This window comes from Kolteria novifilia (genome assembly GCA_007748055.1).
In the GTDB taxonomy this organism is placed as follows: domain Bacteria; phylum Planctomycetota; class Planctomycetia; order Kolteriales; family Kolteriaceae; genus Kolteria; species Kolteria novifilia.
Window position 1 is genome coordinate 2,071,837 of record CP036279.1, and the last position, 13,275, is coordinate 2,085,111.

The window sequence follows — 13,275 nt, forward strand, 5'->3', positions numbered from 1 at the left end:
GCCAGCATGGGGCTGATTTGGGTCATCGCGACGCTCGTGCCTTTGGCGGCTTTCGTGGTGCAGATCCTCTTTGGATCGGTGCTCAAACGGGCCAACGCGTACATCGCGACCGGGGCGATTGGCTTCTCGTTCTTCCTCAGCACGATGGGGATGCTCTGGTACGCCAGCTTCAAGCCCGGAGTCCTCTCCCCACCGGGCCATCACGCTCACCACGAGGAGGTCGTCGAGGGAGCCGGCGCCGCCGGTCACGCCGATCATTCCCATGACGGAGAAGCAGGCGAGGCGACCGATCACGGTCACGAGGACGCCGGCCATGATAGCGAGGCCGATCACGGCCCCGTCAACCCGGTCGCCTTCGAAGGCTCGATCTCCTGGGCGACGCTCATCCGCGGCGAGGACACCCTCTCGAAAGTCCTTCGCGAGAACCCCGCCCTCGGTGACTTAATCGGACCGGAGGACCTGCGGGAAGAGGGGCCAGGTGTCGTCAGTGTCGGCTACCGAATCGACAACATCACCGCGCTGATGTTCTTCATGGTGACGCTCATCGCGACCTGTATCCACGTCTACTCGATGGGGTACATGGATCACGAGCCCCGCTACGGGCGCTTCTTCGCCTACCTGTCGCTCTTTTGCTTCTCGATGCTCGCCCTGGTCGTCTCGAACAACTTCTTCCAGGTCTTCATGTGTTGGGAACTCGTCGGTCTCTGCTCCTATTTCCTGATCGGCTTCTACTACGAGAAGAAGAGTGCCTCCTGTGCCGCGAACAAGGCCTTCATCACCAACCGCATTGGTGACGTCGGCTTTATCGTTGGCCTGATGGTCTTGTTCTCCACCTTTGGAACATTCAGCTTCTCGGAGATCTTCACGCCCGAGGGAATGCTCAACCCAGAGCTGGCCGCGAAGGCCGATACCTTCTGGCTGACGGTCGCGGGAATCGGAATCTTTGTCGGCTGTGTCGGTAAGAGTGCCCAGTTCCCGCTTCACGTTTGGCTTCCCGACGCGATGGAGGGCCCGACCCCGGTCAGTGCCCTGATCCACGCCGCGACGATGGTCGCCGCGGGGGTCTACCTGATCGCCCGCTCCTTTCCGCTCTTCACGCCTGAAGCATTGCTGGTCATCACCTATATCGGCGGGATCACGCTCTTCGTGGCGGCGACCATCGCCATCGTCGCGACCGACATTAAGAAAGCTCTGGCCTATTCGACGGTCAGCCAACTCGGCTACATGGTGATGGTGCTTGGCATCGGCGGTTGGATCGCCGGCCTGATGCACTTGATCACGCACGCCTTCTTCAAGGCCCTCTTGTTCCTCTGTTCGGGGAGCGTGATCCACGGCACCGGCACGCAAGAGATGCCGCAGATGGGCGGCCTTTACAAGAAGATGCCCAAGACCGCGCTGACGATGCTCGTCGGCGTCCTCTGTATCTCCGGCTTCCCGCTGACCAGTGGTTTCTACAGCAAGGATGCGATCATCGCCCAGGTCCTTGCCTACGGTGAATCGAATCCCGAGCACACCTTCATCTTGCTCCTGCCGGGAATCTCCGCGGGCATCACCGCCTTTTACATGTTCCGGCTTTGGTTCATGACCTTCGTCGGCACGCCGCGCGACAAGCACGTTCACGATCACGCCCACGAATCGGGTGATTTGATGACCGTCCCGTTGGTGATCCTCGCGTGCTGTGCGTTTCTCGCCGCGGGCGTTCCCTGGTTGGGACTGCCGATACCGTCGCTGGAGAGTTTCATCGGCTTTGGGCAACCCGCCGCGGCCGACTCGGGTCAGTTCGCCGGGCTGACCGCTCGGGCTCACGAACTTCACGGGGTGGCGAGCGTCGTCGCGTCGGGTTGTGCACTCTTGGGCACGGTCCTGGCGGTGGCGATCTACTGGAAGGGCTACCTCAGCCCCTCGGAGGCCCAACGCCAGTTCCCCCGCGTTTACGACCTGCTGATCAACAAATGGTACTTCGACGAAATCTATCGCTACCTCGCCGTCCGCCCCGCGATGGCCTTTGGCCGGATGGTCGCGTGGTTCGACAAGAACGTGATTGACGGAGCGCTCGACGGCTCGGCGGACTTGACCGTTCGCGGCAGCAACTTCGAAGGACGGTTCGATCTGGGCATTGTCGACGGCATGGTCAACTGGATCGGTAGCACCTTCTTCGAGACCGGTGTCTCCTTGAAACGAGTTCAGACCGGTTGGCTACGCGGATACGTGGTGACGATCGCTCTCGGAGCGGTCGCGTTGGTGGCACTGGGGGCGTTCCTCTACACTCCGTAACCCGTGGTGTCGGGAACGGCGCTGACTGCGTGACATCAAAGTGGGAATCTCATGATCGACACGGTACTTCTGACACTGATTCTCTTCCTGCCGGCCCTCGGTGCCGCGATGTTGGCGCTACCGTTCTTCGACTCCGACGAGAAGTCGAAGCACTGGATGCTGATCAACACGATCGCGACCTTCGGGCTGACGCTCTTGCTCCTTGGGGACTTCCTGGAGCTTACCAACGAACAGGGCTTCGTCCCGCCCCTCTCCGAGCGGGCCCTGGCGACCGCCGACGGACAGAACGCGCCGAACGACCTGGTCGTCCGCGTTCCGTGGATCTCGAGTTCGGCGTTCAACATCGAGTACTACCTCGGCGTCGATGGCATCAGTCTTTCGCTGATCGTGTTGACCGGGCTTATCTCGGTCTTGGGAGCGGCCGCGTCCTTTTCGGTCAAGAAGTTCACGCGCGGTTACTGCATCCTCTTCCTGCTGCTCGAAACCGGCATGATGGGGGTCTTCCTTTCGCTCGACTTCTTCCTCTTCTACATCTTCTGGGAAGTGATGCTCCTGCCGATGTACTTCCTCATCGGTATCTGGGGCGGGCCGAGACGTGAGTACGCCGCGATCAAGTTCTTCCTCTACACCCTCTTCGGCGGCGTGTTGATGCTGATCGCGATGCTCGGCTTCTACTTCAACAGCGATCCGAACACCTTCGACATCATCCGTCTGCAACAGATCGGACAGACGACGGGGCCCGACGCGCCGTTTAGTCCCTTCTTCCAGCGGGTCATGTTCGTGTTGCTCTTCATTGGCTTCGCGATCAAGCTCCCGGCCGTGCCGTTCCACACCTGGCTTCCCGATGCCCACGTCGAGGCCCCGACCCCGATCAGTATGATCCTGGCCGGCGTGCTGCTGAAGATGGGTGGCTACGGGTTGATTCGGATCGCCTACCCGATCTGTCCCGACGGGGCCTATTTCTTCGCGGTTCCGGTCGCGGTCATCGGCGTGGTGAGCATTATCTACGGTGCCTTCGCCGCGATGGCGCAACAGGACTTCAAGAAATTGGTCGCCTACAGTTCGGTCAGCCACATGGGCTATGTCACGCTCGGCATCGCGGTTCTTCCGATCCTCAGTCCGGTCTACTACACCTGGGGCATGGCCGGAGCGATGTTCCAGATGATCGCTCACGGGATCAGTTCCGCCGGCATGTTCTTCCTGGTCGGCGTCATCTACGAGCGCGCCCATCATCGTGACCTCAACCGCTTCGGCGGATTGATGAACATCATGCCGGTCTACGGGGCGCTGTCGATCGTCATCTTCTTCGCCGGCATGGGACTCCCCGGACTTTGCGGATTCCCGGGCGAAATCTTCACGGTGCTCGCGGGCTTCAAGTTTGGCGCCGCCTTCGGCATTATCGCCGCCTTCGGCGTCATCTTGACGGCGGGCTACATTCTCTGGACGGTGCAGCGGGTCTATCTCGGGTCGAACAAGCAGTACGAGGGAACGCCCGACATCACGACGTGGGAGACGCTGACGGTCTTGCCGCTGGTCTTCCTCTCGATTCTGCTCGGCGTCTATCCCGATCTGCTCTTGGGATGGATGGCGCCCGATGTCGAAGTCCTGGTCCGCGACCTGACCGACTACGGCCGCAGCCTGACCGACGTTGTCACCGCCGCCAAGTAAGGACCCCCGATGCTCACGACGGAGAGTCTCCATCATTATTGGCACACGTTGACCGGTCCGGGCGGGGATCTGCGGCTCTTCATGCCTCAGTTCGTGCTCTGCCTGACCATCGTGCTGATTCTGCTCCTGCGGACGTTCAGCGATCACATCAACGCCAAGCCCTTCGCATTCATCGGCACGGTGATCGGACTGTTGTTCGCCCTTTGGAATTGGATGTCGGCGTCGATCTCCCATGAACCAGTCAACCACGAACTCTTTGGTGGGATGCTGGTCCACGACATGTTCAGCATCTACATGACTGTCTTCCTGTTGGCCTTCGCAATGGCGACGGTCGTCTTGACGATGCTCACGGGAATGCCCGACACCGAGGACTCGGCCGACTTCACGACGTTGCTGCTCGGTTCGGTCGTCGGCATGACGCTGATGGCATCCGCCAACACCATCCTGATGATCTTCCTCGCCGTCGAGATGGCGAGTATCCCCTCCTACGCGATGGCCGGGTTCCTCAAAGCCCGCCGAGCGAGTAGTGAAGCGGCACTCAAGTTCGTGGTCTTCGGCGGAGCGTCCGCGGGCGTGATGCTCTATGGACTCTCCTTGCTGGCCGGGATGTACGGCACGATTCATCTGCCGACGCTGGCTCACGAGATGCTCTACCAGATGACGGTGACGGAAGAGGCGTTCAACCCGACGTTGCTGTTGGCGCTGGTCTGCTTTGTCGTCGGCATCGGTTTTAAGCTGTCGGCCTTTCCGTTTCACTTTTGGTGCCCGGACGTCTTCGAGGGCGCTCCGGCGGAGGTCGCCGGTTTTCTTTCCGTCGCCTCGAAAGCCGCCGCGATCGCACTGCTGGCTCGCTTTAGCCTGACGCTTGTCGGGACTTACCATCACGCCCCGTTCGAGCCCGAGGTCTGGCAGGCGGCGATCCACGCCGTCGGCAACTACCTCTCTCCGGTGCTGGCGGTGATGGGAGCGGTGACGTGTACCTTCGGCAACCTGGCCGCGTTCGGGCAGACCAACGTCAAGCGGCTGCTCGCCTACTCGACGATTGCCCACGCCGGCTACATGATGCTGGCGCTCGCGACGCTGACGGTGGTGGGAGCCAAGGCGGTTCTCTTCTATCTGATCGTCTACTTCTTCATGAACCTCGGGGCCTTTGCCGTGGTGGCGTTCGTGCGAAACGTCTCCGGCTCGGAGGATTTGGACGCCTTTTCGGGGCTGATTCATCGGGCTCCGGTGGTGACGGTCGCGATGAGCGTCTTCCTGTTGAGCCTGATGGGGCTTCCGCCGCTGGCGGGATTCGTCGGCAAGTTCCAGATCTTCGCGGTGCTCTATGAGACCGGTTGGTACTCGCTGCTGGTGATCGGCGGGTTGAACACGGTCATCAGTCTCTTCTACTACGTCAATCTGATGCGGGTGATGATCATGACCGACGCTCCCGATCAGGCGCCGATTATCAGTCTGCCGAACGCCGGATTCGCGACGATCCTGGCCGCGATTGTCATCTACTTGGGCATTCTTTGGAACGCTCCGGAGCAGTGGTCGCAAATCGCATCGACCTCCCTGACTCGTCCCGAGCGCGCCGTCACGCACATGGAGGCTCCCGCCGCGGATTTGGTGGTTGAGGCGAGCCCCGACAAGACCGGGAACTGACGCGATGAGTGACGAGAAGCAATGGGCGATTCTCAACCGGGCCTTCATTCGGCTCTTCCGGTCGTTCGCCTACTACATGACCGAGTCGGGTCCGGTCTTCGACATCGGCGAGGAACCTCTCAAGGATCTCGTCGACCGCCAAGTCGCCGATGCCAACGAGTTCGGCGAGTTTCTCTTTCGCCAGCACGGAGCGGTGCAAACCGGCTCCTATCCCCTCGACTTCGGCAACTTCAACTTCATCAACACCAGTCGTCTGGTCGCTGACTGGATCGACTATCAACTGTTGTTGGTCGACGGTCTTCAGCAGGATCGCAACGAGATTGCCGACCCCGAAGGTCCCGGCGTCGCGCTGCTCGACGCGATCATCCTTCGCGCCCGTGATACCTTGGCGACCCTCCGCCGAATCGAGTCGGAACTCGTCCCGGCCTAGCAGGCCCGATTCGTTCTTTCATTGCCCAAACGGCTCTTTGGGCGCCAGAAGACTCACGCTTGTCACCACTGGCCAAGAGTCCTCGGGCTCTCCGATGCCGCATCGCGACTCCCCTCTTTCGATTGAGTGACCTGTCATGGCATGGATCGACACCCACGCGCACCTGAATGACGAACACTTCGCCGACCGGCTCGGCGAAACGTTGGCGCGTGCGACCGACGCCGAACTCGAGGCGGTGCTCGTCGTCGGCATCGATGGTCCGACCAGTCGGCGGGCGCTCGAACTCGCTCTCGAGCATCCCTTGCTTTGGGCGGTGGTCGGCATTCAGCCCAATAGCCTCGGCCGGGAGGTCACGGACGATTGGCGAGACGTGAGGACGATGATCGAGTCACCTCGCGCCGTGGCGCTGGGTGAGACGGGGCTCGATCGCTACTGGGACGAGGCTCCGATCGAGGTGCAGCGGGAGCACTTCGTTCGCCACCTCGATCTCGCCCACGAGCTCGGCAAGCCGGTCGTGATCCACTGCCGGGAAGCCGAGGCGGACGTCGTCGCGGTCCTGACCGAGCAGGCCGAGAAGACCGGGCAACCGATCGCGGGGGTGATGCACAGCTTCGCCGGCGATCGGGAGACGGCGCAAGCTTGTCTGAAGCTCGGACTGCACATTTCCTTCGCGGGCATGGTGACGTTCAAGAAGAGCAACCCCCTGCGCGAGGTCGCGGCGGAAGTCCCGCTCGATCGGCTCCTGGTCGAGACCGATTCGCCCTATCTCACGCCCGAGCCTCATCGCGGCAAACGCAACGAACCGGCCAACGTCGTGCACACCGGCGCGTGTCTCGCGAAGGTTCACGGCATCGAGCCCAGCGCGATCGCCGCGGCGACGACCCAGAACGCCAAGCGACTCTTCGGCCTTCCGCCCACTTAGCAGTCCGTTGAGCTGAGCCGGGAGCAAAGAAATCGACGGGCCGTTGGGACCCGGAATCGCGACGTTTCACGCGAGGCGTGCAAGAAAGACTGGTATTTCCGACCAGCCACCGACAGAATAAGGCAGCACGTCGACGGGGGACATCGCGCCGATCGAAGGAAGAGGACTATGAACGCAGGATCTTGGATGAGTCGAACATTCTTGGTGGTGATCGGGCTTGCGGGCGGACTTCTCATTTCCGATCTCGCCGGACCGTCGGTCTCCTTCGCGACCACGTCGGATCGTTACAAGAACTACATCATCGTCACCGGCACGACACCGCAGCAGACGATCGACGGCGTCTGGATCCTCGACTACGCCGGGGCTCGTCTCCTCTTTTTCACCCTCGATCAGCAAGGCCGATTCCTCTCGACCGAACTCGATCTCTTGCAGGTCTTCCAGATGGGAGACGCCAGCGAACAGCCCCGCTTCATGATGGCGACCGGATTGGCCAAGACGAACCAGATTCAGGATCTGCTCTATCTCGTCGAAACCACCACGGGCCAGCTTGTGGCGATCGCGCCTCCGACGGCGCAGCGCACCGTGCTCGGTCGCCCGACCATCGTCGGACCTCCCTTCAAGTTCAGCCGCAACTAGCGCTGATTGGGCACGACCGACGTTCAGGCCGACGAATCCACATCCTCGATGTGTCGACGAGTACCATGCTCACGCTTGCGTGAGCATCCGGCGGAGTGTTCGCCATTGGGGATCTTGTCCAAACCAAAAGTGCTGGCGTCGGCTCGTGACCGCATCAGGGTGATGCCCCCAGTCATGCGTCTCTTCCTCCCGACATGATGCATGCGGGCTGGAGGAAACCGGCTCGCATGCACCGTCGCGCACGCGCCCCACTACAATGAATGGGTTAGGTGAGTGCCTGACCTCTTCGTTGAGGGCGTGCATGAGTATCCTTTCGCAGATCGCCATTGGCTGGGCTGTCGTCGCCGTCACGATGGTACTTCTTTGGCTCTTGCAGCGTCGGACCGGGGACGCGGGTGTCGTCGATGTCGGCTGGTCCGCCTCGATCGGCTGCTTGGCGATCTTCTTCGCCGCGACGACGGACGCCTACTGGCTACGCAGCCTCCTGGTCATGATCGTCGCGTCTCTCTGGTCGTTTCGCCTCGCGAGCTACCTACTTCGCGATCGCATCCTCAAGGGGGAGGAGGATGCTCGCTACCAGTTCCTTCGGGAGTACTGGGGCGCCAAGGCCGATCGCAACCTCTTCTGGTTCTTCCAGGCCCAAGCGCTCGGCGCGGTTTTGATGGCGGTGCCCATTCTCATCGTCATGCACAACCCGACTCCCTACCTACGGATGTGGGACGTGCTTGGTGCCGCGATCGTCGCTGGCTCGGTCCTGGGGGAAGGTGTCGCGGACGCTCAACTCGCTCGTTTCCGTGGGCGTTCGGACAACAAGGGCAAGACCTGTCGCGACGGACTCTGGCGCTATTCGAGGCATCCCAACTACTTCTTCGAGTGGCTTCATTGGTGGGGCTATTGCGTGATCGCGATTGGCACGCCCTACGGATGGCTCGCGCTACTTGGTCCGGCCGTGATGTTTCTGTTCCTGTTCCGCTTGACGGGCATCCCCTACACGGAGCGGCAAGCGCTGTCGCGCCGGGGCGACGACTATCGTCGCTACCAGCGGACGACGAGTGTCTTTATTCCCTGGTTTCCACGAGAGGAGCCGACGTGACCTGGATGATCGATTGGGCGGAGCGGGGGCGGTTCCCCGACTGGCTTCTCCGCTGGGGCATCCGTCGACAGATCGCCTCGCACATGCGTCCCGACGCCGGCTTCGACGGCGAGAGGGCTCGGCGCGCGACCGCCTCCTTCATCGACGAGCGCAAGCGCGACCCGATCGCGCTCGTGCCCGAACTGGCCAACGAACAACATTACGAAGTGCCCGCGGATCTCTTCGAGTTGATGCTTGGGCCGCGACTCAAGTACAGCTCCTGTCTCTGGCCCGTCGAAGTGGGAGATCTCGCGGCCGCCGAAGAGGCGATGCTCAAGTTAACGTGTGAGCGGGCGGGACTGGCGGATGGACAACGCGTGCTCGACCTCGGCTGTGGTTGGGGCTCGTTCACGCTCTACGCCGCCGAGTGTTTTCCCGAGTCGCAATTCGTGGCCGTTTCCAACTCCGCGACGCAGCGAGGCTTCATCGAGCGGAGAGCCGAGCAGCGCGGACTCACCAACATCGAGGTGATCACCTCCGACGTCAACGACCTCGCCTTCGACACCCGGTTTGATCGTGTCGTGTCGGTCGAGATGTTCGAGCATGTCCGCAATCACGAGCGGCTCCTCGAACGCATTGCCGGCTGGCTGGTGCCGACGGGGAAGCTCTTCGTTCACCTCTTCTGTACCGACGGTATTCCGCTGACCTACGAGTGTGACGGCGACGGGCAAAATGACTGGATGGCCCGGCACTTCTTTTCCGGCGGGATGATGCCGTCGGACGACTTGCTCTTGTACTACCAACGCGACGTCTGCGTGGAGGACCACTGGATCGTCGACGGCCGGCACTATTCAAGGACACTCGAAGCTTGGCTCCAGCGACTCGATGCTCGCCGGGAAGAGGCCCTGGCGATCCTCGGCGCCGGGGAAGATCGTGAGCGAGCGTGGCGACGCTTCAATCGCTGGCGCATGTTCCTGATCAGTTGCTCGGAACTCTTCGCGTTCGATCATGGCCAGCGGTGGCACGTGGGGCACTACCTCTTCGCACCCCGTCCGGCGAGCATCACTCGGTCGCCGGAGCCGACACCTCTTCAGACGGCCAACTAGCTCCTAGGCGGACTCGGGCGCATCGAGGGGAGTGTTCGGCTCTGGAGGAGACGGGTCATCCCGGCATGCCTACCCAAAGGTATGAGCGACCGGGGCGGAGTTTCTACTTCCCCAACATGCCGAGGAAGTCGCCCCGGACATGCGAACGGGCGAGGGTCAATTGACAGCAGCCGGTCGTTCGCTCCAGAAAGCCGACTTCGCAGTAAGCGAGGTAGAATTCCCATAGACGGATGAACGAACCGGGAACGCCGAGTGATCGGACGTGCTCGCGCGCCGCCAGGAAACGCTGACGCCACTCGTGCAGGGTGCGGGCGTAGTGGAGCGTGAGATCTTCCATCCGCACCAGGCGCAGATCGGTCGAGCGCGTCATGCTGGCGAGCAACATCGTCATGGACGGGAGAAAGCCGCCTGGGAAGATGTAGCGCTGAATGAAGTCGACCTGATAGCGTCGGCCGCGGAAGTGTTTTTCATCGAGCGTGATTGCCTGGAGACACATCAAACCGTCGGGTTTGAGGAGGCTCATTGCCTTGGCGAAGAAAGTGCCGAGGTACTCACCGCCGACCGCTTCGATCATCTCGATCGAGGCGATCCTGTCGTAGTGCCCTTCCAGGTCGCGGTAATCTTGGTCGAGGACGGTGATGCGATCGGCGAGCCCCTCTTCCTCGATGCGCCGCCTCGCGAAGCGGCGTTGTTCCTTCGAGAGTGTCGTCGTCGTGACGCGGCAGCCGTAGCGTTTGGCGGCGTGGATCGCGAAGCTTCCCCAACCCGTGCCGATTTCGAGCAGGTGATCGCTCGGCGACAGCTCGAGGCGACGACAGACCCGATCGAGTTTCGCCAAGGACGCGTCGCGGAGGGTGGCGTTCTCGGATTCGAAGATCCCCGAGGAGTAGGTCATCGTCTCGTCGAGAAAGAGCGAGAAAAAGTCGTTGCCCAAGTCGTAATGCGCCGCGATATTCTTGCGACTGTTGCGCCTCGTGTTGCGGCGTAGCCAGTGAAGCAGTCGCCGCCACGGTTTGCTCAGGAACGCCAAGCCGCTCTGAATCGCGTCGGCTCCGTCGACGAGTTGAGCGACGATGCGCATCAGTCCGACCAGGCCATCCGTCGACCAGAGTCCGTCGCGGTAGGCCTCGGCCGCGCCGACGATTCCTCCCAAGGCCGCCTTGGCGTAGAACTCGGCGTCGTGAATCCAGACAATCACCTCGATGTCCGCGGCCCCGGCGGGTTGACCGAACTCCGTGACGCCCAGTCGATCGTGAAGCACGATCCGCCCACGGCTGATCTGGGCGCACTGCTTGAAGAAGCCGGACCGATAGAACCGGTGCGCGCGACTCATGCTCGCCGGTTGGGCGGGGCACTCGGACTGGGGGATGGAGATGCTCATCTCTTGGCTACTCCTTCTCCGGAGCATCGGTTCGGGCAGGTGAGGGATGGAGGTCGGCGTGGTACTTCGGTGAAGGCCGTCTTGTGTCGCTCGGCTCCGCATGGTCTGGGTGGGGAACGTAGCGAAGACCCTTCCACCACAGTCGCAGCGCCTCAACGTAAATGGCGCCGACGATCTTCATCGTCATTGCGGGATAGCGAACGAGTTGGCGGTTGAGGTTCCAGGGCGTCAACGCCCGTCGCCGTAGTCGTAGCGTTGCATTGAAGATCCGGTCGCCTTCTGTCCAGTTCTCCAGATGGACGAGCAAATCCTCGCTCGGCGTCGAAAGCTCCCAGTGATAGGTGTGATTCATCTCCATGAAGGGGGAGACGTGAAAGGTCTTGGCGCAGCGCTGTCTCATGCTCGGCGAGGATGGGGCGGCCGGGTCGTTCACCAACACGTAGCAGTGGGTTTCGTTCCAAGGGGTATTGTGGACCTCGGCGACGACGGTTTCCACGACATCGCCCCCCTCCGAAAAGCAGTAGTAGAGACTGATCGGGTTGAAGCAGTAACCGAAGTAGCGCAGATGGGTCAGTAGCCGGATCGGCCCGCGGCAGCGTCTTCCCGTCTCCGCTTCGACCAGACGCGTGACCGATTCCTTCAAGGAAACGTCCGGGTCGCCGAAATGATCCCGGCGGCAAAACCTGGCCGGAGCGAAGCGACGGGCCGACCAGAAGGGCGTCCGATCGAAGAGATCGGGAAGTTCGTCGAGGTCCAGGTACATCATGAAGAGCGAGTAGGAGAACTGATGTTCCTTTGGCGAGCGCCGTCGGTGCCTCACGTTCCCTTCGTAGATCGCGCTCGCGGTCACCATGTCGCCCCCAGTGCCTGGGCGACACGCAGGGCGCTCTTGACGCCGTCCTCGTGAAACCCGTAGCCCCAGTACGCGCCGCAAAAGTGAGTGCGTCGCCGCCCGCCGATCTCATTATACCGTCGCTGGGCGTCGAACGAGTCGAGTCCGTAGGTCGGATGGTGGTACGTCATCCGCCGGAGGATCTTGTCGCTGTCGATCTGATCAGTCTGATTGAGCGTGACGCAAAACGGCTCGCTCGTCTGGTGGTGTTGCAGCATCGAAAGGTTGTAGGTGACCGCCACCCGCTGGGAGTGCTCGCCACTGGCGCGGTAGTTCCAACTCGACCAGGCTCGTTGACTTCGCGGCAATAGCCGGCGGTCGGTGTGGAGGACGACGTCGTTGGCTTGGTAGGGGAAGGCCCTGAGCAGTTGTCGTTCGGTTTCGGAGGCATCGGCGAGGAGACGAAGGGCTTGGTCGGCGTGGGTCGCGATGATGACTTGGTCGAAGCGTTCCGATTCGCCATCGCGCGGGGTGATCTCGACATGGTCCTCGTGCCGGATGACGCGTTCGATCGGCGTCTTCGTGCGGATGCGATCGGTGAAGCCCGCGGAGATGGCGCGGACGTAGGTTCGCGAGCCACCCTCGACGGTCCGCCAGATGGGGTGGCCGAAGGCATGCAGCAGCCCGTGATTCTCGAAGAAACGCAGAAAGCAACGAGCGGGAAATTCGCTCAATCGCTTCGGATCGGTCGACCAGATCGCCGCCCCCATCGGCAGAATGTAGTGCTCGAGCAGCGATTGGGAGAAGCGTCCAATCTCCAGAAAGCTCCCGAGGGTGGTCTTCTCGTCGCCGTGAGCGAGGAACGTTCGCCCCGCCTGATTGAAGCGGAGGATCTCCTGGATCAGGCCGAGGAAACGAGGACGAACCAGGTTGCGGCGCTGAGCGAAGAGGGCGTTGAGGGAGTCGCTTCCGTATTCGAGGCCGGTCGGATCACAGCGAACGCTGAAGCTCATGGAGGTTTCGCGCGAGGGAACCCCCAAGCGATCGAGAAGCTTGATGAAGTTGGGGTACGTCGCGGGATTGAAGACGATGAACCCGGTGTCGACGGCGAACGGTTTGTCATCAAGAGATACGTCGACGGTGTGGGCGTGACCGCCGACGTATTCGTTGGCCTCGTAGACCGCCAGATCATGGTGCCGCTGGAGGAGGTAGGCACAAAAGAGGCCGGAAATGCCCGTGCCGAGAATGGCGATCTTCACGAGGGAGCCCGCTACACGTTGGTTGCCTGCGAAAACAAGTGTTCGGGA

The 13,275-nt window shown here is 61.7% G+C and carries 11 protein-coding genes; 8 read left to right on the forward strand and 3 right to left on the reverse strand.

Annotated elements, in window-relative coordinates:
- Positions 1-6 precede the first annotated feature (6 nt).
- The 8 genes from nuoL to Pan216_RS07670 all read left to right on the forward strand — a co-directional run bounded on the left by nuoL (position 7) and on the right by Pan216_RS07670 (position 9,755).
- Positions 7-2,274, forward strand: coding sequence for an NADH-quinone oxidoreductase subunit L (gene nuoL / locus Pan216_RS07635; RefSeq protein WP_145257059.1), 2,268 nt, complete (start codon positions 7-9; stop codon positions 2,272-2,274).
- Between the two features lie 51 nt (positions 2,275-2,325).
- Positions 2,326-3,942, forward strand: coding sequence for a complex I subunit 4 family protein (locus Pan216_RS07640; RefSeq protein ID WP_145257061.1), 1,617 nt, complete (start codon positions 2,326-2,328; stop codon positions 3,940-3,942).
- Positions 3,943-3,951: 9 nt separating this feature from the next.
- Positions 3,952-5,589 carry an NADH-quinone oxidoreductase subunit N gene (locus Pan216_RS07645; RefSeq protein ID WP_145257064.1) on the forward strand — a complete coding sequence of 546 codons (1,638 nt, stop codon included), beginning with the start codon at positions 3,952-3,954 and terminating at the stop codon, positions 5,587-5,589.
- A gap of 4 nt (positions 5,590-5,593) precedes the next feature.
- Positions 5,594-6,019, forward strand: coding sequence for a hypothetical protein (locus Pan216_RS07650; protein WP_145257067.1), 426 nt, complete (start codon positions 5,594-5,596; stop codon positions 6,017-6,019).
- Between the two features lie 136 nt (positions 6,020-6,155).
- A complete protein-coding gene (locus Pan216_RS07655; RefSeq protein ID WP_145257069.1) occupies positions 6,156-6,941 on the forward strand; it encodes a TatD family hydrolase in 786 nt (261 codons plus the stop codon).
- A 186-nt stretch (positions 6,942-7,127) separates the two neighbouring features.
- Entirely contained in the window at positions 7,128-7,577 is a 450-nt protein-coding gene (locus tag Pan216_RS07660) for a hypothetical protein (protein ID WP_145257071.1), read from the forward strand.
- A gap of 301 nt (positions 7,578-7,878) precedes the next feature.
- A complete protein-coding gene (locus Pan216_RS07665; RefSeq protein ID WP_145257074.1) occupies positions 7,879-8,670 on the forward strand; it encodes a DUF1295 domain-containing protein in 792 nt (263 codons plus the stop codon).
- Positions 8,671-8,675: 5 nt separating this feature from the next.
- Entirely contained in the window at positions 8,676-9,755 is a 1,080-nt protein-coding gene (locus Pan216_RS07670) for an SAM-dependent methyltransferase (RefSeq protein ID WP_419193658.1), read from the forward strand.
- A 103-nt stretch (positions 9,756-9,858) separates the two neighbouring features.
- On the opposite strand, the gene Pan216_RS07675 is transcribed toward Pan216_RS07670, so the two are convergent.
- The 3 genes from Pan216_RS07675 to Pan216_RS07685 are packed head-to-tail and all read right to left on the reverse strand — an operon-like array spanning position 9,859 to position 13,227.
- Positions 9,859-11,136, reverse strand: coding sequence for an SAM-dependent methyltransferase (locus tag Pan216_RS07675; protein WP_145257079.1), 1,278 nt, complete (start codon positions 11,134-11,136; stop codon positions 9,859-9,861).
- A 7-nt stretch (positions 11,137-11,143) separates the two neighbouring features.
- Complete coding sequence (locus Pan216_RS07680) at positions 11,144-11,989, reverse strand: DUF1365 domain-containing protein (RefSeq protein WP_145257082.1); 846 nt, start codon at positions 11,987-11,989, stop codon at positions 11,144-11,146.
- Positions 11,983-13,227, reverse strand: a complete 1,245-nt coding sequence (locus Pan216_RS07685) for an NAD(P)/FAD-dependent oxidoreductase (protein WP_145257085.1) — start codon at positions 13,225-13,227, stop codon at positions 11,983-11,985. The genes Pan216_RS07680 and Pan216_RS07685 overlap by 7 nt, the downstream gene beginning before the upstream one ends.
- Positions 13,228-13,275: the final 48 nt, after the last annotated feature.

What these genes read in the sequence shown, in the direction of transcription:
- nuoL (WP_145257059.1), top strand. Translation starts at nt 7, where the DNA reads ATGGGGCTGATTTGGGTCATCGCGACGCTCGTGCCTTTGGCGGCTTTC.
- Pan216_RS07640 (WP_145257061.1), top strand. Translation starts at nt 2,326, where the DNA reads ATGATCGACACGGTACTTCTGACACTGATTCTCTTCCTGCCGGCCCTC.
- Pan216_RS07645 (WP_145257064.1), top strand. Translation starts at nt 3,952, where the DNA reads ATGCTCACGACGGAGAGTCTCCATCATTATTGGCACACGTTGACCGGT.
- Pan216_RS07650 (WP_145257067.1), top strand. Translation starts at nt 5,594, where the DNA reads ATGAGTGACGAGAAGCAATGGGCGATTCTCAACCGGGCCTTCATTCGG.
- Pan216_RS07655 (WP_145257069.1), top strand. Translation starts at nt 6,156, where the DNA reads ATGGCATGGATCGACACCCACGCGCACCTGAATGACGAACACTTCGCC.
- Pan216_RS07660 (WP_145257071.1), top strand. Translation starts at nt 7,128, where the DNA reads ATGAGTCGAACATTCTTGGTGGTGATCGGGCTTGCGGGCGGACTTCTC.
- Pan216_RS07665 (WP_145257074.1), top strand. Translation starts at nt 7,879, where the DNA reads ATGAGTATCCTTTCGCAGATCGCCATTGGCTGGGCTGTCGTCGCCGTC.
- Pan216_RS07670 (WP_419193658.1), top strand. Translation starts at nt 8,676, where the DNA reads ATGATCGATTGGGCGGAGCGGGGGCGGTTCCCCGACTGGCTTCTCCGC.
- Pan216_RS07675 (WP_145257079.1), bottom strand. Translation starts at nt 11,136, where the DNA reads ATGAGCATCTCCATCCCCCAGTCCGAGTGCCCCGCCCAACCGGCGAGC.
- Pan216_RS07680 (WP_145257082.1), bottom strand. Translation starts at nt 11,989, where the DNA reads ATGGTGACCGCGAGCGCGATCTACGAAGGGAACGTGAGGCACCGACGG.